At 71.3% G+C, this 21,606-nt stretch carries 15 protein-coding genes; 9 read left to right on the forward strand and 6 right to left on the reverse strand.

Annotated features, from left to right (window positions below; translation table 11 throughout):
* Positions 1-862: universal stress protein (locus ABZT04_RS40820; RefSeq protein WP_356064310.1), on the reverse strand; the 862-nt coding region annotated here is incomplete at its 3' end.
* 61 nt (positions 863-923) lie between these two features.
* Between ABZT04_RS40820 and ABZT04_RS40825 the strand changes: the two genes are divergently transcribed.
* The 5 genes from ABZT04_RS40825 (at position 924) to ABZT04_RS40845 (ending at position 7,914) form a co-directional block, all read left to right on the forward strand.
* A complete protein-coding gene (locus ABZT04_RS40825; RefSeq protein ID WP_356064313.1) occupies positions 924-1,277 on the forward strand; it encodes a VOC family protein in 354 nt (117 codons plus the stop codon).
* Positions 1,278-1,397: 120 nt separating this feature from the next.
* Positions 1,398-3,074: an FAD-dependent oxidoreductase gene (locus tag ABZT04_RS40830; protein WP_356064316.1), complete on the forward strand. Its 1,677-nt coding sequence runs from the start codon at positions 1,398-1,400 to the stop codon at positions 3,072-3,074.
* Positions 3,071-4,528, forward strand: coding sequence for an ATP-binding protein (locus tag ABZT04_RS40835; protein WP_356064318.1), 1,458 nt, complete (start codon positions 3,071-3,073; stop codon positions 4,526-4,528). Before ABZT04_RS40830 ends, ABZT04_RS40835 begins: the two co-directional genes overlap by 4 nt.
* Positions 4,525-4,875: a UBP-type zinc finger domain-containing protein gene (locus tag ABZT04_RS40840; protein ID WP_356064321.1), complete on the forward strand. Its 351-nt coding sequence runs from the start codon at positions 4,525-4,527 to the stop codon at positions 4,873-4,875. The genes ABZT04_RS40835 and ABZT04_RS40840 overlap by 4 nt, the downstream gene beginning before the upstream one ends.
* Positions 4,876-4,950: 75 nt before the next feature.
* Positions 4,951-7,914 (forward strand): AAA family ATPase, encoded by a 2,964-nt coding sequence (locus ABZT04_RS40845; RefSeq protein WP_356064324.1) that lies wholly within the window; start codon positions 4,951-4,953, stop codon positions 7,912-7,914.
* A gap of 8 nt (positions 7,915-7,922) precedes the next feature.
* Here ABZT04_RS40845 and ABZT04_RS40850 read toward each other — a convergent pair whose 3' ends face one another.
* The 5 genes from ABZT04_RS40850 to ABZT04_RS40870 form a co-directional block, all read right to left on the reverse strand.
* The gene (locus ABZT04_RS40850; RefSeq protein ID WP_356064328.1) at positions 7,923-9,149 is read right to left on the reverse strand and encodes an SGNH/GDSL hydrolase family protein; all 1,227 of its coding nucleotides are present in this window, start codon (positions 9,147-9,149) and stop codon (positions 7,923-7,925) included.
* On the reverse strand, positions 9,146-11,512 hold the full coding sequence (locus tag ABZT04_RS40855) for a glycoside hydrolase N-terminal domain-containing protein (RefSeq protein WP_356064331.1): 2,367 nt from the start codon (positions 11,510-11,512) through the stop codon (positions 9,146-9,148). The genes ABZT04_RS40850 and ABZT04_RS40855 overlap by 4 nt, the downstream gene beginning before the upstream one ends.
* A 23-nt stretch (positions 11,513-11,535) precedes the next feature.
* A complete protein-coding gene (locus ABZT04_RS40860) occupies positions 11,536-13,323 on the reverse strand; it encodes a CBM35 domain-containing protein (protein WP_356064414.1) in 1,788 nt (595 codons plus the stop codon).
* Positions 13,324-13,363: 40 nt separating this feature from the next.
* Positions 13,364-14,536: an ROK family transcriptional regulator gene (locus ABZT04_RS40865; protein ID WP_356064334.1), complete on the reverse strand. Its 1,173-nt coding sequence runs from the start codon at positions 14,534-14,536 to the stop codon at positions 13,364-13,366.
* 113 nt (positions 14,537-14,649) lie between these two features.
* On the reverse strand, positions 14,650-16,437 hold the full coding sequence (locus tag ABZT04_RS40870; protein WP_356064336.1) for a M4 family metallopeptidase: 1,788 nt from the start codon (positions 16,435-16,437) through the stop codon (positions 14,650-14,652).
* 310 nt (positions 16,438-16,747) lie between these two features.
* On the opposite strand from ABZT04_RS40870, the gene ABZT04_RS40875 reads away from it, so the two are divergent.
* The 4 genes from ABZT04_RS40875 (at position 16,748) to ABZT04_RS40890 (ending at position 21,569) form a co-directional block, all read left to right on the forward strand.
* Positions 16,748-18,013 carry a serine hydrolase domain-containing protein gene (locus ABZT04_RS40875; RefSeq protein ID WP_356064417.1) on the forward strand — a complete coding sequence of 422 codons (1,266 nt, stop codon included), beginning with the start codon at positions 16,748-16,750 and terminating at the stop codon, positions 18,011-18,013.
* Positions 18,014-18,140: 127 nt separating this feature from the next.
* A complete protein-coding gene (locus ABZT04_RS40880; RefSeq protein WP_356064339.1) occupies positions 18,141-19,592 on the forward strand; it encodes a CAP domain-containing protein in 1,452 nt (483 codons plus the stop codon).
* 66 nt (positions 19,593-19,658) lie between these two features.
* The gene (locus ABZT04_RS40885; RefSeq protein WP_355902461.1) at positions 19,659-20,336 is read left to right on the forward strand and encodes an AIM24 family protein; all 678 of its coding nucleotides are present in this window, start codon (positions 19,659-19,661) and stop codon (positions 20,334-20,336) included.
* A 273-nt stretch (positions 20,337-20,609) separates the two neighbouring features.
* Complete coding sequence (locus ABZT04_RS40890; protein ID WP_356064341.1) at positions 20,610-21,569, forward strand: pyridoxal-phosphate dependent enzyme; 960 nt, start codon at positions 20,610-20,612, stop codon at positions 21,567-21,569.
* The last annotated feature ends 37 nt before the right edge of the window (positions 21,570-21,606 follow it).

Raw genomic sequence — 21,606 nt, forward strand, 5'->3', positions numbered from 1 at the left:
GGTCGAGCCAATCGCCGCCCTCGATCAGCTTGCCGTGGGCGCGGAGGGCCGCGGTGACGGAGGGGGCCGCGAGGTACACCCAGGCGCGCCGCCCGACGACCGTCAACTGCGCCCGCCGGGCCAACGACAGCAGCACCTGCCCCGCGCTGCCCATCTCCACGTGCTCGACCACGGGGACGTCGGGGAAGCGCTCCCGCCACGGCTCCAGCGCCTCGGCGAGGGCCGTCCTCTCGTACGGTTCCAGGCCGCCGGCCTCGTCCAGGAGCTTCAGGGATCCCGGGCTGTAGGCGAATACGGGCGGCAGGGTCCACGCCCGTACCGCCCGCACGGTGGCACCACGTGCCGCCGCCGTCGCGAAGGCGAAGCCCAGCGCGGCGGCACTGTCCTCCGGGTCGCCCTGCTGACCTACGACGATGTCGCGCCCGGCGGCCTCCCCGGACGGCTCGTCCCCGGCGCGCACGAGCACGACGGGCCGTACGGCATCGGCTATCACCTGCTGGCCCACGGACCCGAGCAGGAAGCCGACGACGGGTCCGTGCCCGCGCGAGCCGAGCACCAGCAGTTCCGCGTCGGCAGCGGCGGCGGTCAGGGTGTCGACGGGGTCGCCCTCCAGGATGTCGGTGGTGATGTCCAGATCCGGGTGGCGTTCGGCGAGGGTCCGGGCGGCCTCGGCGGCCGCGTCGTGCACCCAGCGGTCCTGGGTGTCCCGGTCCCCGGCACCGAGGGCCTGGTGCGGTTCGTACCGCCAGACATGCACCACGCGCAGCGCCAGCCCCCGCCGTACCGCCTCCCGGCCCGCCCAGGCGAGGGCGGCGAGACTCTCCGCCGATCCGTCGACCCCTGCCGTGATCGGGCGTGTCATCCCGTGGCCTCCCAGTGTTGCGGTCACCTGTAGGTAGCCCAGTCTTCACTACCCTGCGCGCATGACCTTGGAGTGGGAGCAGGTGGTCGTGGACGCGGCCGATCCCGTCGCGCTCGGGCGCTGGTGGGCCGAGGCGCTCGGGTGGGTGGTGGTGGGCGAGGCGCCGGACGAGTTCGAGATCCGTCCGGAGCCGGACCGCCTGCCCGGGCTGCTGTTCGTGCCGGTGCCCGAGAGCAGGACGGTCAAGAACCGGCTGCATCTGGACTTCCGGCCCGACGACCAGGAGGCCGAGGTGATTCGATTGCTGGCCCTCGGGGCACGGACGGCGGACGTCGGGCAGGGCGAGCAGACATGGGTGGTGCTGGCGGATCCGGAGGGCAACGAGTTCTGCGTGTTGCGCTCCCGGCACCGCTGAGACCGCCGTATCGGGCGTAGCGGAGCGCACCGGGGCGATCGAACATACGATGGTCGGGAGCCGGCGCGGTGACAACGGCGCCGCCGTGCCGTGAAGCCGACCACTCGGGGTGGGAGACGTATGGCACAGGCCGCCGAAGCCGCGCGGACCGTCATCATGACCGTGGACGACGATCCGGGAGTCTCCCGGGCCGTCGCCCGTGACCTGCGGCGGCGCTACGGCGAGTCGTACCGGATCGTGCGCGCGGAGTCGGGTGAGTCCGCTCTGGACGCGCTGCGCGAGCTGAAGCTGCGCGGGGATCTCGTGGCCGTGATCCTGGCCGACTACCGCATGCCGCAGATGAACGGCATCGAGTTCCTGGAACAGGCCCTCGACGTCTATCCGGGCGCCCGCCGGGTGCTGCTGACCGCGTACGCGGACACGGACGCGGCGATCGACGCGATCAACGTCGTGGACCTCGACCACTATCTGCTGAAGCCCTGGGACCCGCCGGAGGAGAAGCTCTACCCGGTCCTGGACGACCTCCTGGAGGCGTGGCGGAACAGCGACTACCGGCCGGTGCCCGCCACGAAGGTGGTCGGGCACCGCTGGTCGGCGCGCTCCTCCGACGTGCGGGAGTTCCTGGCCCGCAACCAGGTGCCCTACCGCTGGTACGCGGCGGACAGCCCGGAGGGGCTGCGGCTGCTGTCCGCCGCCGGGCAGGACGGGCAGCGGCTGCCGCTGGTCATCACCGCCGACGGGTCGGTGCTGGTCGAGCCGGAGGCACCCGAACTGGCCGCGGAGGTGGGGCTCGCGACCACGCCCACGGCCGACTTCTACGACCTCGTCGTCATCGGGGGCGGGCCTGCCGGGCTCGGCGCGGCCGTGTACGGGGCCTCGGAGGGGCTGCGGACGGTTCTCGTGGAGCGGTCGGCCACCGGTGGCCAGGCCGGGCAGAGTTCGCGGATCGAGAACTACCTCGGCTTCCCGGACGGTGTGTCGGGGGCCCAACTGACCGACCGGGCAAGGCGGCAGGCCACCAAGTTCGGTGCCGAGATCCTGACCGCGCGCGAGGTCACGGGGCTTGAGGCCAACGGGTCGGCGCGGGTCGTACGGTTCGCGGACGGCTCGGCGGTCGCCGCGCACGCCGTGATCCTGGCGACCGGTGTGTCCTACCGGCAGTTGGAGGCGCCCGGCACACCCGATCTGACCGGCTGCGGGGTCTACTACGGCTCGGCGCTGACCGAGGCCGCCTCCTGCCAGGGGCACGACGTGTACATCGTCGGCGGCGCCAACTCGGCGGGGCAGGCCGCGATGTACCTGGCCCGGGGCGCCAAGTCGGTGACCCTGCTGGTGCGCGGTTCCTCGCTGGCCGCGTCGATGTCGTACTACCTGATCCAGCAGATCAACGAGGCGGAGAACATCTCCGTGCGCACCGGCACGGTCGTGGACGCCGCGCACGGCTCCGACCACCTGGAGCAGCTCACCCTGCGCGACACGGAGAGCGGGAAGACCGAACTCGTCGACGCGCAGTGGATGTTCGTGTTCATCGGCGCGGCCCCGCTGACCGACTGGCTGGACGGCGCGGTGGCGCGCGACGAGCGCGGGTTCATCCTGGCCGGTCCCGACCTCACCGCGGACGGAAAGCCGCCTGCGGACTGGGAGTTGGACCGGCCGCCGTACCACCTGGAGACCAACATTCCCGGCGTGTTCGTGGCGGGCGACGCGCGCGCCGAGTCCGCGAAACGTGTCGCGTCCGCCGTCGGAGAGGGAGCCATGGCCGTGATGCTCGTCCACCGCTACCTGGAGCAGTCATGAGCGGGCAGGTGCTGCCGTGCAGCCCGCAGGAGATCGGCTCGCTGTTCCTGTTCGAGAAGCTGACGCCGGAGCAGCTCGGCAGGCTGTGCTGCGACGGGCAGGTGGAGCAGTTCGAGGCCGGGCCTGTCTACACCGAGGGTGATCCCGCCACCTGCTTCTACGTCATGATCGAGGGCACCGTGGTGCTCTCGCGCCGGGTCGGCGGCGACGACGTGGAGGTCGCCCGGACCTCGCAGCGCGGGGTGTACACGGGCGCGATGCAGGCCTACATCGGGGACCGGGTGCAGCAGGTGTACCTCAACTCGATGCGGGTGACGGAGCCGACGCGGTTCTTCGTGCTGCCCGCCGAGACGTTCGCGGCCATCATGAGCGAGTGGTTCCCGATGGCGGTCCATCTGCTGGAGGGGCTCTTCTTCGGCCAGAAGAGCAGTCAGTTGGCGATCAGCCAGCGTGAACGGCTGCTGGCGCTCGGCTCGTTGTCGGCCGGACTGACCCACGAACTCAACAACCCGGCGGCGGCGGCGGTCCGGGCCACCTCGACGCTGCGGGAGCGGGTGGCGAAGATGCGGCACAAACTCCGTGTCATCTCCTCCGGCCCATACTCGCGGGAGGACCTCGCCAACCTCATCGACATCCAGGAGCGCACGGCCGAACGGGTCGCCAAGGCACCGGCGTTGAGCCCGCTGGAGGCCTCGGACCGCGAGGACCAGCTCACGGACTGGCTCGACGACCACGGGATCACGGAGTCCTGGCAAATCGCGCCGACGTTCGTGCAGGCCGGTCTCGACGTCGAGTGGCTGGACCAGGTCGCGGCGGCCGTGGACGAGGACATCCTGCCGGGAGCGGTCGGCTGGCTCAACTACACGGTCGAGACAGAGCTCTTGATGTCGGAGATCGAGGACTCCACCACCCGCATCTCCAACCTGGTGGGCGCCGCCAAGCAGTACTCCCAGTTGGACCGTGCCCCCTACCAGGTGGCCGACGTCCACGAACTCCTCGACAGCACACTGCTGATGCTCGGCGCGAAGGTCGGCGACCGGATCAAGGTCGTCAAGGAGTACGACCGGACGCTCCCGAGGATCCCGGCCTACCCGGCCGAGCTCAACCAGGTGTGGACGAACCTGATCGACAACGCGGTCTCCGCCATGAACAGCGCGGGCGGGGAAGGCACGTTGACGGTTCGGACGGCTCTGGTGCGCGATCAGTTGATGGTGGAGTTCCGTGACACGGGACCCGGTGTGCCGCAGGAGATCCGCAGCCGTATCTTCGATCCGTTCTTCACCACCAAGCCGGTGGGCGAGGGCACGGGCCTCGGTCTGGACATCTCCTGGCGGATCGTGGTCAACAAGCACCACGGCACGCTCCAGGTGGAGTCGGTACCGGGCGACACCCGCTTCCAGGTCCTGCTCCCCCTCACCGCCACGGACAACGAGACGCCCGAGGAGTCCGCATGAACGACATCACCGGAATCGACCCCAGTGTCCCGCCGAGCGGTGCCGGGTGCGTGGAGTGCGACGCGGCCGGCGGCTGGTGGTTCCACCTCCGGCGGTGCGCGCAGTGCGGTCACATCGGCTGTTGCGACGACTCCCCCGCCAAGCACGCCACGGCCCACTACCAGTCCACGGGACACCCGTTCATTCAGAGCTACGAGCCGGGCGAGGACTGGTTCTGGAACTTCAGCACCTCCGAGCTGTACGACTCCGGGCCCGAACTCGCCGCCCCGGTGAGCCACCCGAAGGACCAGCCGACGCCCGGTCCCGCGGGACGGGTGCCGGCCAACTGGGCCGAGACACTGCGCTGAACGGCCCACCGGGCGGGAGGCGCCTCCCGCCCGGTGGCCAGGTGCGTTGTCGGTGGCGCGTGCCAGGATGGGGACGTGTCGCAATCCGTAGCAGCCGCGCCGCTCATCGGCCGGGACGAGGAACTGGCCCGTCTCACCGGTGTACTGGAGCGTGCCCGCGCGGGCACGGCCGGGGCCGTGCTGATCGCCGGGGACGCGGGCGTCGGCAAGACCCGGATCCTGGACGAGATCGCCGGGCGGGCCGGGACCGCCGGGATGACGGTGCTCACCGGGCACTGTGTCGACCTCGGTGACGTCGGTCTGCCGTATCTGCCGTTCACCGAGATCCTCGGGGTGCTCGCCGACGACGAGCGGTTCGCCGCCGCCCTGGCCGCGCATCCGGCGGTCGACCGCCTGCTCGGCGCGGGCACCGACGCGGCCCGGGACGCGGGTGGGAGGCTGCGGCTCTTCGAGGGCATGGCCGGACTGCTCGCCGACCTCTCCGACCTCGCTCCCCTGCTCCTGGTCCTGGAGGACCTGCACTGGGCCGACCAGTCCTCCCGCGACCTGCTCCGCTTCCTGCTCAGCCGCGGCATCCTCCAGCGTCCGGCCGGCGGGGCCCCCACCCACCGCCTCGCGGTGCTCGCCTCGTACCGCGCGGACGACCTCCACCGCCGGCATCCGCTCCGGCCCCTGCTGGCCGAGCTGGTGCGGCTGCCCGCCGTGGAGCGCCTGGAGCTGCGGCCCATGGGGGACGCGGAGGTCGCCCGGCTGGTGCGCGCGCTGCGCACGGGTCCGGTGCCGGCCGGCACGGTCCGCCGGATCGTCGAGCGCGCCGAGGGAAACGCCTTCTACGCCGAGGAGTTGCTCGCGGCGACCGACCTGGAGGCGGGCGGGGTGCCCAGTGGTCTGGCCGACGTCCTGCTGATCCGGTTCGAGCAACTCTCCGACACCGCCCAGCAGGTGCTGCGCACCGCGGCCGTCGCCGGGCGCCGCGTCGAGTACGACCTGCTGCGGGACGCGGTCCAACTCCCCGAGGACGAGCTGGAGTCGGCGCTGCGGGAGGCCGTCGAGCGGCAGCTCCTGGTCCCCGGGCACGGCGACACGTACTCCTTCCGACACGCCCTCGCCCGCGAGGCGGTGTACGCGGATCTGCTGCCCGGCGAGCGCTCCCGGCTGCACGGCGCGTTCGCCCGCCTCCTCGCCGGGCGCGGGCATCCCGCCGAGAGCGCGGCCGAGCGCGCCCACCACTACCGCGAGAGCCATGATCTGGCCGAGGCCCTGGCCGCCTCGCTGGAGGCCGCCGACCACGCCCAGCGGGTGGGGGCGCCCGCCGAGGAGCTACGGCATCTCGAAACCGCCCTCGACCTGTGGACCTCGGTCGACCCGGCCGCCCGGCCCGCCCGCGAGGGCACCGACAGCGTGACCCTCACGCTGCGCGCCTCGGCCGCGGCCGCCCACGCGGGGGACGCGCACCGCGCGGTCTCCCTCACCCGGTCCGCGCTCGCCGGGATCGGCCAGGACACCGACTCCGAGCTGGCCGCCCGGGTCCGCTACACCCTGGCCGGCAATCTCATCGGCGTGGACAGCCTGACGGCCGCGTTCGCCTACAGCAGCGAGGCGTTGGCGATGATCCCCGCCGACCCGCCCTCGCGGACCTGGGTGTGGGCGGCGGCCACGCATGTGATGGCGGCGCGGCAGGTCGGCGAGGACGAGATCGCGCTGCGGGTCGCCCGCCAGGCCCTGCGCACCGCCGAGGAACTCCGGCTGGACGACGCCCGGGCCGATCTGCTGATCTCGCTGGCCGGTCTCGAAGGCGGCGGCCGGCGGACCCGGGAGGGTCGCGAACGGCTCGCGGAGGCACGCGAGTTGGCCCGGCGGGCGGGACACGCGCCCCTGGAGATGCGCGCCCTGTTCAACCTCGCCATCGGCAGCTTCGAGTCCGGGGACCTGGAGGAGTGCCTGCCCTGGCTCACCGAGGGGCTGGACCGGGCCCGTCGCGCCGGGCTGCTCTCGTCGCCGTATCCGCTGGAGATGCGCTATCTCCACCTGCTGGTGCTGTACACGCTGGGCCGCTGGGACGAGTGCGCGAAGGTCGCCGAGAGCGACGCACAGGTGTTGCCGCGGGCGGGCGGCTTCACCATGGGGCCGGCACTGTATGTGGCGCTGGCGCGGGGTGACTCGAGGGCCGCCGAGCGGGCGCATGCCCTGCTGGACGGGCCGTTCGACTGGATGGTCGCGCTGGTGGCGGGCATCGTGCTGACGGATGCCGCCGCTTTCCAGGGCGATCCGGAGGCGGCCGTGGAGCGGATGCGGGCGGCGGTCACGGCGCTCACCGACGACTCCGGCCGGCGTCCCGACGTCACGGTCCGGCTCGCCGCGCTCGCCCTGTCCGCCGTCGCCGACCGGGCCGCCGCGCTGCGGCTCACCGGTGACGAAGCGGGGGTGCGGCGCTGGACGGACACCGCGACGGAACTCGTCGAGCTGGCACGGACCACGGCGACGGAGGGCCGGAACGGCCTTGCGCAGGGACCCGAGGGGATGGCCTGGCTGGCCCGCGCCGAGGCGGAGTGGGTACGCGCGGCCACCGGACCGGACGCGGCGGCCTGGGAGAAGACGGTGGCCGCCTTCGACTACGGCGACCCGTACGAACGGGCCCGCTGCCGATTCCGGTTCGCGGAAGCCCTGTTGGCGGCCGACCGCCGTGAGGAGGCCGCCGCCCAGGCCCGTGCGGCCCGGGAGACGGCCACCCGGCTCGGTGCCGCGCCCCTGCTCGCCCAGGTGGACGCGCTGGTCCGCCGGGGCCGCCTCGGCGATCGGGCGCCGGACGCCGGGGACCGCCCCTCGCCGCTGACGGCCCGCGAGCGGGACGTGCTGCGGCTGCTCGCCCTCGGCCGCAGCAACCGCCAGATCGGCGAGGAGCTGTACATCACCGGCAAGACGGCGAGCGTCCACGTCTCCAACATCCTCGCGAAGCTGGGCGCCGCGAGCCGTACGGAAGCGGTGGCGATCGCCTACCGCCAGGGCCTGATCACCCCGGAGGCGACGGCGTCCGGCTGACGTTCAGATCACTTCGCGCAGTCGAGACTCTTCAGGTCGACGGCGTCGGCCATGGCCGCCATCCCCTTGTCGTTGGGGTGCAGATGGTCGCCGCCGTCGAAGAAGGGAAGGATCCTCTCGTGGTCGTAGGGGCTGCGGAGGATGTGGTCGAAGTCGGTGACGGCGTCGAACTCCCCGCTGTCCCGGATGAATTCATTGACCTCCTGTCGTACGGCCTCGGCGGCCGGGTCCCATTCGGACCAGCCCTCGAACGGTCCGACAGTGGCGCCGACGACACACTTCCCGGCCGCGTGCGCCCGCGCGATCACCTCGCGATAGCCGGCGATCATGTCCTGGGCGGTGACACCGCTGTGGGACTTGATGTCGTTGACGCCTTCGAACAGGAACACCGTGCGGACGCCGGGCTGCGACAGGACGTCCCGCTGGAGCCGATTGAGGGCGCTCTGCCCCGCGCCGTCGGCGAGGACCTTGTTGCCGGAGATCCCTTCGTTGGCCACGCCCTCGACCGTGGTGTGGGCGCTCTGGAGCCGTCGGGCCAGGTAGTCGGGCCAGCGCCGGTTCTCGTCCGTGGTGGAGGCCCAGCCGTCGGTGATGGAGTCGCCGAGTGCGACCACGGCGCCGATGCCCGCGCTCGGCCGTACGGAGACGGCGTCGAGGTAGTACCAGGAGCCGGTGGTGTCGGTCCAGGCGGTGGCGCTCTCCTCGCCGGTGTGGTCGCCCTGAGTGGCGTACGACGTCTGCAGGGCCATGCCGTGGCCGGTCGCCGGGCCCGCCGCGTCCGGGCTGTGGATGCTGACCACCAGGTTGGTCGCGGCGGGCAGCCTGCCGGGCAGCGGGTCGCTGTAGGCGACCGCGCCGGCGGGGATCGTGACGGATCGCGTGCCGTCGAAGGTGAGCGGGCGGTTGGAGCCGGGCACCAGCGCGGCGCCCGTCCGCTGTACGCCCGCGTAGATGTCGTCGAAGGTCACCGGCCGGTCACCGAAGGCGTTGGAGAGCCGGATGCGCAGATCGCCGCCCGCGACACTGGTGTGCACGACCAGGCGGTAGCCGCGGTCGGCGACACCGTCGCCGAGGTGGTCGGCGCTGGCTCCCCAGGTGATGACGTCCTTCGCGGCGTTCGAGGGCTTCGCCGGTGTCTGTGTCTGCGGTTGCGCCTGTGCGGGCCCGGCCTGGAAGGCCGCGGCCAGCAGGAGGAGCGCCACCGCGTGGCGCAGTCGTGCCCGTCGGGCCGTCACCGGGCCAGGTCCCGCAGCGTGACGGACGCACCGGGTGACAGGCTCACCGTCCGGGTGGTGGTGCCGAAGGCGACCGTCGTGGTCCGGCCGCCGATGCTGCGGAGCTTCACCTCGGTCGGTTTCCCGTTCCGCCAGTGGAGGTCCACGACGAAGCCGCCGCGTGCGCCGACACCCGTCACGGAGCCGGACGCGGCCCAGGCGTCGGGGAGGGCGGGGAGCACTTCCAGGTGTCCCGGGCGGGAGTAGAGCAGCATCTCGATGATCGCGGCGGGGGTGCCGAAGTTGGCCTCGATCTGGAAGATGCCGCGGCCCACCTCGACCTGGTAGATGTCGAAGAGGTTGGAGGCGGTGCCGTTGCTGCCGTCGGTGGACGGGCGGAGGTTGTTGACGACCAACTGGTAGGCGTTCTCGGCGTTCTTGAGCCGCGCCCAGCACAGGCTGCGCCAGGCGTTGGCCCAGCCGAAGCTCTCCATGCCGCGGGCGGTGAGCAGTGCGGTGGCGCCGGCGACTATGTCCTTCGGGGTGGAGCCGTCGGGGCGGATGCGGTCGCCGGGGAACAGGTTGATGAGCGGCGAGAGGTGCCGGTGCGTGGTCTCACCGAGGTTGTCCTCGGACATCCACTCCTCCAGCCAACCGGACTTCGGGCTCACCTGCGGGAGGTACAACCGCTTGCGGAGGCCGGCGATCGTCGCCGCGTACTCCTTGTCCCCCTTCAGTTCGGCCGCCGCCGCGCAGTAGTTGCCGAACAGCGTCCACACCTGTTCCTGGGCGTAGGTGATGCCCTTGGCGTCCTGCGGACCCTGCTCCGGCGACCAGTCGCTGTCGTCGACCAGTACTTCGCGGGTGGTGCCCGGGAGGGTGATGGTCAGCAGCCGTGCCTCCCAGAACTCGCAGGCGCCCTTGAGGAGGGGGTAGATCTTCTCCAGGTGGGATCGCGACCGCGTGAACTCGTAGTGCTCCCACAGGCTGTTGCACAGCCAGGCGTTGCTCGCCGGATGCCACCACCAACCGGACCCGCCGTACGGGTTGGTGGAGAAGGCGACGGTCCAACCGGCGTTCTTGCCGCTGGAGTTGCGGAAGCGATTGCGGGAGTCGTTGAAGAGCCTGTGGGTGAGGTCGGTCCAGGTCGGGAACTGGGTGACGCAGTAGTCCGTGAACGCGTCGAAGCACTGGGACAGTCCGGCGCGGTCGGCCATCCAGTAGTTCATCTGGATGTTGATGTCGGTGTGGTAGTCGCCCATCCAGTCGGGGTCGTTGCCGTCGAGCCAGTTCCCCTGGAGACCCATCGGGAGACTGTCCCGGGAGCCGGCGATCATCAGATACCGGCCGAACTGGAGGTAGGCGGCCTCGAGTTCGGGGTCGGGCGCGCCGTCCCGGGCGCGGGCCTGGATCCGCTCCCAGGTGTCCAGGGCGCGCTGGTCGGCGGAGGATGTGCCGAGCGAGATGTCCAACTGTCCGAACAGCGCGCCGTGGTCGGCGGCATGGGTGCGCAGCAGGGTGTCCGCCGAGTGCCGGGCGGCCGCGGCGACCTTGGTGCGGGCCAGCTTCTGCGGGTCGAGGGAGGGGTCCCGGTAGTGGGCGGCGGGATTGGGCGCGTAGTTGGTGCCGCCGCTCAGCAGGACGGTGACGTCCTTGCAGCCGGAGAAGGCGACGCGGGAGCCGGTCACCGTGACGCTGCCGCCGGTGCCGTACGCGGTGACGGCGGCGCCGTAGCGCAGGCCGTTGCCGAGGGTCGCGCCGAACGAGCGGGCGTCACCGATCGTTTCGCCGTGGGTGCCCGCCAGGTCGACGGTGCCGGTGTAGCGTCCGCCGCCACTCTGGGTGAGGCGCAGGACGATCACGTCGTCGGGACGGCTGGCGAAGAGCCGCCGTTCGTACGTCACTCCGGAGCGGACGTAGGAGGCGCTCACCACGCCCTGTTCGAGGTCGAGGGTGCGGCGGTAGCCGGAGACCGCGCCGAGGTCGTGGTCGGGGATGTCGACGGTGAGCCGGGCGAGCAGGGTGAGGGAGCCGAAGTCGTCGCGGCCGTAAGGGAACTGGCCGTCCGAGTCGAGCGTGTCGTTGAGGCCGCCGGTCCACATGGTGGCGTCGGTGACGAGGAGGACCTCGTGGCCGGGGTCGTTGCTCGCGAGGGCGCCGAGTCGGCCGTTGCCGACGGGGAGGCCCTGTTCGATCATCGAGTTGTCGTCGGCGGGGGCCTGCCACCACAGGGTGTGGCGTGAAGTGCCGCTGCTGTACGAGGCGTTGGCCGGCCGCTGCGGGGCGGCGGAGGCGGTGAAGGCGGGCAGACCGGCGAGGGCGCCGGTGGCCGCGGCGAGGGCGAGCAGGTTACGTCTGGGCAGGGCGGACGGTGCACTGGACATGGCGGGTCTCCGAAAGGGTCGGCTCAGGAGGAGGACTTGGGTACGTCGATCCGGTCGATGTCCGGCGCGTAGCCCGAACCGCTGTCGAAGGTGATCGTGTTGGCGCCCGCCTTGAGCGTCAGCGGCACGCTGACCGTTCCGACGGTCCCCCAGTCGCCGGTGGACGGGAACTTGTGGCTGGTGGCGCCGTTGCCGTTGGCGGAGACGGCGGCCGAGCGGGCGTCACCGCTGACGTAGGCGATCTTCACCTGGTAGGTGCCGGCCTTGGCGACGACGACGTTGTTGATGGTGAGCTTGCCGCCGACGTAGAGGTTGCCGACCTTGTGGCCGCCGGAGCAGGCCGAGCAGTCGGCGACGACGGCGTTGCCGCTGAGGGTGTTGGTGGTGGCCTCGGCCTCGTAGGCGGTCGCGGTGACGGCGCTGCCGTGCGGGGTGACGGTGAAGAGGCGGGAGCCGTGGGCGGGCAGGGCCTGGGTCACCTTGTTGGTGTAGGTGCCGAGGTCCTCGTGGTTCCAGAGGTCACGGACGGCGGCCTTGCCGGTGAAGCCGAGGGCCGTCCAGTTCGCGGAGACGGCGGCGGGAGAGTCGGCGAGGTTGAACAGGGCCACGGTGTAGGTGCCGTCGGGGTTCTTGGCAGCCCAGACCTGCTGGGAGTCCGACGGGGTGATCGGACGGGCGGGCGGAGCGTCGCTCTGGTCGACGGCGATGACCTCGCGGTTGGTCAGCAGGGAGAGGCCGTAGTCGTCGAGGCGGGTGAGGTCGTCGCCGGTGAAGAGCGGGGACTTGGCGACGGCCCAGAGGGTGGCGTAGCTCTGCCGTTCCGCCTTCGTCAGGCCGTCCATCGCGCCGTTGCCGACGTCGAGGGAGTCGAGGTCGTTCCAGCCGCCGGGGCCCGCCTTGTCGGTCCAGCCGGGGGTGTCGTCCCAGCGGTCGTCGACCGAATTCTCCCAACTGACAAGGGTGTTGCAGTAGCACTCGACATCGGTGTCGATGCGCCAGCCGTTGGAGTACTTCTTCCAGTCGGCGGCGTGCCCGATGTCCATGGACCAGGAAAGCTCCAGGTGGATCGGGCGTCCGATGGCGGTGATGGCCTTGTTCCAGGCGGCCACGTCGGCAACGTTGTCGTACTGGTCGCCGCTCTTCCCGGACCCCGGGCCGACCCCGTCGAGCTTGAGGAAGTCGTAGCCCCAGTCGGCGATCAACTGCGCCTGCGAGTCGATGTACTTCTGCGTGCAGGGCTTGGAGAAGTCGAGCTTGTAGGAGCTGTCCCAGCCGTTGGTGGTGCGCAGGTCGCTGTAGACGATGTCGGCGGTGGTGCAGCCGTCGGCGTTCCAGATCGGCGTCTTGCCGTCGTTGTAGGCCTCCTTCTCCAGGCCAGCCGGAAGGTAGATACCGGCCTTGAGTCCCTTGGAGTGGATGCGGTCGGCGACGGCCTTCATGCCGCTGGGGAAGCGCTTGGGGTCGGCGGCCTGGCGGCCGTACTGGTCGTACTCGGGCTTCCAACTGTTGTCGCGCCACCAGCCGGCGTCGATATTGACGTAGTCGTAGCCGTACTTCTTCAGCTTGGCGGCGAGCGCGTCGGTCTGCTTCGTGACGTTGGCCTCGGTGAGGTAGCTGTAGTCGCCGTCCGGGTTGAGCCCCGGGTACTTGGACGACTGCATGCTCCAACTTGACCAGCCCATATAGGGCTTGGCGGCGACGGGCGCGGGGGTGTCCGCCTGCGCGGCCGCGGGGACGGTCGTGGCGAAGCCCGCGGTGAGAGCCAGGACGACCATGGTTCTCAGGGCGCGGAAGGACGTACGGGAAGACATCATCGGCTCCTTGTGCGGGTGCGGAGAGTGATCTGTCGGGCTAGTCGGCGGCTCGGATGAAGGACTGGATCGCGGTGGCGGCGGCCCCGCGCGCCCATTCGTCGAAGGGCAGGGGGCGGGTGTGTACGTCGCACCGGGCGGCGGAGCCGAAGGCGGCCGCGGCGAAGGAGTCGCGGATCTGCTCGGCGAACAGGTCGTAGGCGGCGAGGCCTTCACCGGAGATGATCACGCGCTCGGGGCCGAGCAGGTTGGCCACGGTGGCGATGCCGCGGCCGATCGCCTCCCCGGCCCGCGCGTACACCTCGCGCGCTCCGGCGTCGCCCCGGTGGGCGAGGGCCACGGCTTCTAAAGTGTCGGCGACCTGAACCCCCGTCACCTCCCGGACGCGGGCGACGATCGCGGCGTCCCCGGCGATGGCCTCGACGCAGCCGCGGTTGCCGCAGTGGCAGCGGGGCCCGGCGGGGTCGACGACGACATGGCCGATCTCGCCCGCCACTCCATGGGCGCCGGCGACGACCTGGCCGTGCACGACCAGTCCGCAGCCGATGCCCGCGCCGACGGTCACCACGGCGAAGTCGGTGAGGCCCGCGCCGGCGCCGAACCACTGCTCGGCGACGGTGAGCGCCCGTACGTCGTTGTCGACGGTGACCGGCAACCCGGTGGTCATGGCGGCCAGTTCGGCCAGGCGTACGTCGTGCCACTCCAGGAACGGCGAGTAGCGGACGACGCCTTCGCCTCGGTCCACATCGCCGGAGACCGCGAGCCCGAGGCCGAGCACCTGTACGCCGAACTCGTCGGCCTGGATGCGGAGTTCCTGGGCCAGGTCCGCGATCGAGGCCAGCACCGCCTTGGGGTCGTGGTCGGTGAGCGGCACATGGCGGGCGACGCGGATACGGCAGCACAGGTCGGTGAGGACCGCGATGATCTCGTCGCCGGTCACCTTGACCCCGATGAACAACGCCCGCCCGCCGTCGACCCGTACGAGGTTCGCGGGCCGCCCGAGCGCCGGGGGCGCGCCCTGGTCGGCGCCCTCCGCCAGGTACCCGGCCTCCATCAGCGGCCGGACCGCCTTGGTCACGGCGGCCGCCGACAGCCCCGCCCGGCGGGCCACCTCAAGGCGGGTGAGGGGGCCGTGGGACAGAACGGTCGTGAAGACCTGTGAGACGGCCGGCGTGTGGGCCGGGAACGACTCGGTGTCGGGGATCGAGCGCATGGCTGGAACCTAGATGGCTTCTTTTCCGCCGTCAATAAAAGAAGCAGGATTCGCCGAAGCGGCGTTGCCAGGCGTCCGGGCGCCCCGCTCGTGGCGGGGCGCCCGGACGGCCATCAGTGCCTGGGGGCGGGGGTGTTGGCTGCCGTGACGTTCACGGCGGACCAGGCCTTGTCGACGGTCTGGTAGGCCGTGCTGGTCGCGCCGTAGAGGTCCGCCGCCGCCTTCAGCGTCGCGGTGCGGGCGTCGTGGAAGTCGGTGGTGGACACCATGTAGCGGGTGAGCGCGCGGTAGAAGATCGCCGTGGCCTTGGCGCGTCCGATGCCGGTGACCGTCGAGCCGTCGTAGGTGGGCGAGTCGTAGGCGACGCCACCGACGGTCTTGCGGCCGCTGCCCTCCGCGAGGAGGTAGTAGGCGTGCGAGGAGACACCGGAACCGGCGTGCACCTCGGCGTCGTAGGTCTGCGGCGACCAGTAGTCGATGGTGCCTTCGAGCTTGTCGAGGGAGGGGTGGTCGAGGCGGCGCAGGAACTTCTGGGCGAGGCCGAGCTTCTCGCCGATCAGGTAGTTCGGCGGGTTCTTCGGGTTGTTGGCGCTGAACTCGACGTTGGAGCCGAAGATGTCCGCGAGGGACTCGTTCAGGGAGCCCGCCTCGCCGTACTGGTTGCCGTCCGCGTCGACGCGGGTCGGCTCCAGTTTGGCCGTGGCGTCCACGACACCGTGGGTGAGTTCGTGGCCGGTGACGTCGAGGACGACCAGCGGCTTCTTGAACATGTCGCCGTCGCCGTCGCCGTAGAGCATGCAGTCGCAGGTCGAGTCCCAGAACGCGTTGGCCACCTTGTCGCCGAAGTGGACCATGCCGCGCGCGGCCTTGGAGTTGTTCTCTATGCCCTTGCGGCCGAAGGTCTTCTTGTAGAAGTCAAGGGTCGCGGCGATGCCGTACTGGGCGTCGACGGCGGCGCTGTCGCGGTGGGAGACGGCGCCGTTGCCCCACTTGTTGGTGGTGCTGGTGAACGCCTTGCCGCGCGCGAAGCTCTCCAGTTCCTGCCCCTTGGCGTCCCGTGTCTCGGTGCCCCAGCGGGTCGGGTCCTTGAGGAGGTAGCTGGTGCGTGCCGTACGGGTGGTGGTCAGCGGCACCTTGCCGACGAAGAGGGAGGTGCCGGTGCCCGAGGCGGCGGTGGGGTAGTGGACCGCGCGGGCCGCGGCGGCCGACGTGAGCGACGCCGCCGGTGGGACGGTGCCGGTGGCGGGGTTCAGGGTCTCGCCGCGCTCGCGCAGGGTGTCGAGCAGCTTGGGCGAGAGGAACTCGTCGCTGTCGGGGGTGTTGCTGCGGACCTTGCCGGTGACGGCGTCGATGACGACCGTGCGGGTGCCGGCGGCCTCGGCGGTGGTGCTGTCGCTGACGGGCACCTGGTACGCGAGGGCTGCTCCCCCGCCCCGGGCGTCGACCACGAGCTGGGCGGTACCCGCCTCGCCCTTGGCGACCGCGGCGGCCTTCGCCTCGGCCTGAGCGGTCGTCAGTTCGGCGCGTGCGGTGGCGGGTTCGACGCTCTGGTCGGCCGCCCGGGTGACACCGGTGTAGGCCAGCCGGTGGGACAGATGAACGACGAGGTCGCCGCCGAGGACCGGCATGCCCTGGTGGGTGCGGATGAACCGCACATGCCGCGCACCCTCGGGGTCGATCATCACGTCCTGGGCCCGGAGTTCGTCGCCCGGCGTGACACCGGTCGCGGATGCGTGGGCGAAGGCGGCGGCGCGGGCGGCCTCGACCACCGATGCGGCGGTGGTGGCGGTCGTCGAGGCCACCGCGTGGTCCGGTCCCGCGAAGGCCGTTCCGGCCAGGCCCGTGGCGGCTGTCGTCACCGCGACGGCGACCGCCAGGCTGCGTATGTGGGGTCTACGCATGGATGAGGGCTCCTCCGTTCAAAGGCAGCCGGATCACCAACCGCCTTGAGACAGGGCGCTGTTGAACGCGTCCAGGGGGCTGGTCGGGCCCCGAGGCGAAACCCTTGCGGATGCGTCATGCGCATGTAAAGCCGAAATGAGCGGTTTCCGCGCCTTTCGCAGCAATACTTCGCATATCCACGTCGCTCAGTGATCAGCGAGTGACCAACTGTGCGTCGCCTGTGGAGATGTGACGGGATGCGAGAAGGTTGCCTCGCGCGACTGTGACCCATCTCGCATACAGAGAACGGGAGAGAACTTGATGGACCGGATGGACCGGATGGTCTCAAGAACGGCGCGCAGGGCCACGGCATCGGCGGCGGCACTGCTGACGCTCGCGGTGGTACCGGCGCACGCGGCGACCCCCGAGCCGGACCCCAGGAACAGCGCGGCGGTCGCGCTCCCCGCCCCCGACATGGCGGGACTGCGTGCCGTGCTGCGCACCCTCACCACGCAGGGCGCCCCAGGCGCGATCGCCCGGATCGACGACCACGGCACCGTCCGCACGGCGGCCGCGGGCATCGACGACCCCACGACCCGCCGGGCCATCGGCAACGCCGACCGCTTCCGCATCGGCAGCGTCACCAAGTCGTTCTCGGCCGTCGTCCTGCTCCAACTGGCCGACGCCCACAAGCTGGACCTGGACGCCTCGGTCGACCGCTATCTCCCCGGGCTGCTGCCCGACAAGCGGATCACCGTGCGGCATCTGCTGAGCCACCGCAGCGGCCTCTACGACTACACGAACTCGATGTTCGCCAACTCGGTCTCCGGCTTCGAGGCCGTACGCGACAAGGTCTTCACCTACCGGCAACTGGTCCAGTTGTCCCTGAAGCACGCGCGCACCAACGCGCCGGGCGCCGCCTACTCGTATTCGAACACCAACTTCGTGGTCGCCGGGATGCTCATCGAGAAGCTGACGGGCCACTCCGTCGCGACCGAGTACCGCGAGCGCATCATCGAGCCGCTCAAGCTGCGCGACACCTTCTACGTCCACCCGGACACGAAGATCCCTGGCCGGCACGCCCGCGGCTATCTCACCCCGGACCGGGCGGGCGCGAACCTCGTCGACGCCACCGACCAGACGGTGTCCTGGGCGCAGAGCGCGGGCGCGGTCATCTCCACCACCCGCGACCTGAACACCTTCTTCTCCGCACTGCTCGGCGGCAGGCTCACCTCCGCCGCACAGCTCGCGCAGATGGAGCGCTGGACTCCGGTCAACAGCACGACGCGCTACGGCCTCGGGCTGCGCCGCCGCGATCTGTCCTGCGGCGTCTCCGTGTACGGCCACACGGGCGCGGTCCAGGGTTTCTACACCTACTCCTTCACCTCGAAGGACGGCCGGCGCAGCCTCACCGCGCTGGCCAACACCTCCAACAACGGCACGGTGCTGAACACGATGGCGGGCACCCTGGAGTCGGCGTTCTGCGGCAAGCGGACGAAGGCGATCCAGGGCTCGTCGCTCACCGGCCGAGGCTCCGACGTCACCGAACGGCACGTGGCCTACGAGGACATCGCTCCCAGGGTCGCCCGGGACTGAGTGCTGGTGGTGGGGCCGGGCAGCCTCGCCCGCCCCCAGCCTGCCGGTGCGGGAACCCTCCCGCACCGGCAGGACGTTGACTGGAGGACGGACTCCCCCACCGGGCACGAACAGCGAGGGCAGCGCCATGGACGAGCTGGTGCCGGGCGGCAATCTGCCCCTCCCGAGCGGCGCCCTGACCTTGCGGGTGCCCGGCCCCTTCGACGTGTCGGCGCTGATCACGGACGAGAGCGGCAAGGTCGGCGGCGACGCGGACTTCGTGTTCTACAACCAGCCGAGCGCGCCCGGAGCGCGCCTGCGGGGCGACACCCTGACCGTCGACCCGGCCCGCCTTCGCACCGGAGCCGCCCGGGTCACGGTCGTCATCAGTCCCGCCGACCCCGGCACCCCCTTGGGCCGCCTCGCCGCACCCACCCTCCAGGTCACCGACCCGAGCGGCCGGCACCTCGCCCGTTTCACCCCACCGCGCCCCCAGCGGGAGACCGTCCTGCTCCTCGCCGAGCTCTACCGACGCGGCCCTGGCTGGAAGCTGCGCGCGCTGGGGCAGGGGTACGCCGACGGACTCGCGGGGATCGCGCGGGACTTCGGCGTGGACGTCGTGGAGGACGCCACTCCCGGTCTCGCCGGAGCCTCAACCTCCGGGCGAAGCGGCGGCGCGGCTACGACGTCACGGGCGCCGGGCGCCGTCGCACGAGCAGGGGGCGCAGCCACGACACCACCCGCACACGCCACCACTCCACGCCGATCGGCGTCCGCACCCGTCCCCGCACCCCGGTCGGCATCCCGCACGAGCCCGGCACCCGATCCCACCGGCTTTCTGACCCTGGTCAACTCCGCCCGCGCGGACGCCGGTTCACCGCCCGTGTCCCCGGACGCCCGCCTCGCTGCCGCCGCGCAGGCACACGTCACCGACATGGCCGCCGCCGGGAATCTGAGCACCGAGAGCAGTGACGGCACCTCCGTGTACCAGCGGGTGATTCACGCCGGATACGCCTATCTCACCGTCGGCGAACACCTGGTCTCCGGTCCGCGCACCCCCGAGGAGTTCGTCGACTACTGCCTCCGCACCGAGCAGGCCCGCCGCACGCTGCTCGACCGGGACTTCACGCACGCGGGCCTCGCCCAGGCCGTCGATCCCCGCTCCGGTGACATCTACTGGACGGCGTTGTGGGCAAGGCCGCTCACCGCGGGCGACCTGGCCCAAACGGCGGCGCGTGTGGTCGAGTTGACGAACAGGGAGCGGGCCCGGGCCGGACTGCCGGCGCTGGGCGTGGACCCGCTGCTCGCCGCCGCCGCGCAGGCGCACAGCACGGACATGGTGGCGCGCGCCTTCTACTCGCACACCTCGCCGGACGGTTCCCAGCCCTGGGACCGGGCCGCCGCCGCGGGCTCGCGCAGGCGCACGATCGGCGAGAACATCGCCTGCGGTCAGCGCTCCCCCGCCGAGGTCGTGGAGGGCTGGATGAACAGCCCCGGCCACCGCGCCAACATCCTCAAGCCGGACTTCACCCACATCGGCATCGGCTTCGCGGGCGGCGGACAGATGGGGACGTATTGGACGCAACTCTTCGGCGCCTGACCGTTCGGCACGGTCGGCCCCGCCGCGATCTTGGCGGAATGAGATCTTCCGGGACAGGATGCCCGCATGAAGGGTGATCTGTTTTCCAGTGAGCACATGGTGCAGCCGGCCACCGCGCCGGGCATGACCGTGGAGAATGCCAAGTGCATCAGGTACGCGGTCAACGGCGAGATGCTCGCCCGGCAGGGGGCGATGATCGCCTACCGCGGCAATCTCCAGTTCGAACGCAAGGGCCAGGGCGTGGGCGGCATGCTCAAGCGCGCGGTCACCGGTGAGGGTCTGCCGCTGATGGCGGTGCGCGGGCAGGGCGAGGCGTGGTTCGCGCACGAGGCGCAGAACTGTTTCGTGGTCGAGATCGACCCCGGGGACGAGTTCACCGTCAATGGCCGCAACGTGCTGTGTTTCGACGCCTCGTTGTCCTACGCGATCAGGACGGTGAAGGGCTCCGGCATCGCGGGCGGCGGCCTCTTCAACAGCGTCTTCACCGGGCAGGGCAAGCTCGGCCTGGTCTGTGAGGGCAACCCGCTGGTGATACCCGTCTCGCCGCAGTACCCGGTGTACGTCGACACGGACGCGGTGGTCGGCTGGTCGGCCAACCTCCAGACCTCGCTGCACCGTTCGCAGTCCATCGGGTCGATGCTGCGCGGCGGCTCCGGCGAGGCGGTCCAACTCATGCTCCAGGGCGAGGGGTTCGTGGTCGTACGCCCCAGCGAGGAGACTCCGCAGAAGGCACAGCAGCACTAGGTCCAGGCAGGTGGTTCCCAGCCCGGTGGCACGGTCGCGATGAACTGGGCATCGTGGAGCGGTGGTACCCCTGCCCGGCAGCGCGACCCGTTCCCGTCACCCCGGCGGCAGTCGGCGTACGCGGCCGAACCGGCCGTACTCTCAAGACCTGCGGTCCACGCGGGAGTTCCCGCTGCCCCTCGAACTCTGAAACGTGTTGCCTGCGTGTCCTTGACGCGTCAGGGTCGGATACGGCGCGGACCACCTTGCCCCGTGCCGGGAGGATGAACTGCCTTGATCGGCATCTCGGAGATCGAAGCCGCCGCCGAGCGGATCGCCGGACACGTCGTACGCACCCCGACCGTGGAGAGCTTCGGGCTCTCGGAGTTGCTCGGTGTTCCGGTCGCGGCGAAGCTTGAGCTGTTGCAGCGCACGGGGTCCTTCAAGGCCCGCGGTGCGACGGCGAAGCTGCTGTCGCTCAGTGAGGGCGAGTTGGCGGCCGGCGTGGTGGCGGTCAGCGGCGGCAATCACGGGATCGCGCTCGCGGTGATGGCGGCGGCGCTGGACGTGAAGGCGACGGTGGTGATGCCGCGTTCGGCGCCGGCGCGGTCCGTCGCGCTGGTGGAGGCGGCGGGCGCGTCGCTGCGGCTGACCGACGACATGCCGAGCGCCTTCGAGCTGGTGAACCGGTTGCGGGACGAGGGACTGACCCTGGTCCACCCGTTCGACGACCCGGTGGTGATCGCCGGACAGGGCACCGTGGGGCTGGAGTTGGCGGAGGACGCCGGTGACCTCACCGACGTCCTGGTCAGCATCGGTGGCGGTGGGCTCATCGCCGGGATCGCCGCCGCCCTGCACGCCCGCCGTCCCGGTGTCCGGGTCTGGGGTGTGGAGACCGAGGGCGCCGAGGCCATGTCCGCGGCGCTCGCGGCGGGCGGTCCGGTGCCGGTCGTGCCGTCCTCGATCGTGACCACGCTGAGCGCGCCGGCCGTGTCACAACTGACGTACGACCATGTGTCGGCCCTCGTCACCGAGGTGCTGACCGTCCCCGACCGGGACGCCGTACAGGGGTGTCTCGACCTCGCCGAGCACGCCAAGGTGTGGACCGAGCCCGCCGCGGGCTGTCTGCTGCCGGCGGCCCGGCAGGTGCTGGAGCGGGTCGGCGACGGAGCCCGGCTCGGTCTCGTGGTGTGCGGGGGCAACGCGACGGTCGGGGAAGTCGCGGCCTGGTCCGCCCGTTTCGGGCTCTCCTGACTTTCCGTCAGTGGGACCTCGGCGGGACTGTTGACTA

This window comes from Streptomyces sp. NPDC005492 (assembly GCF_040605995.1).
In the GTDB taxonomy this organism is placed as follows: domain Bacteria; phylum Actinomycetota; class Actinomycetes; order Streptomycetales; family Streptomycetaceae; genus Streptomyces.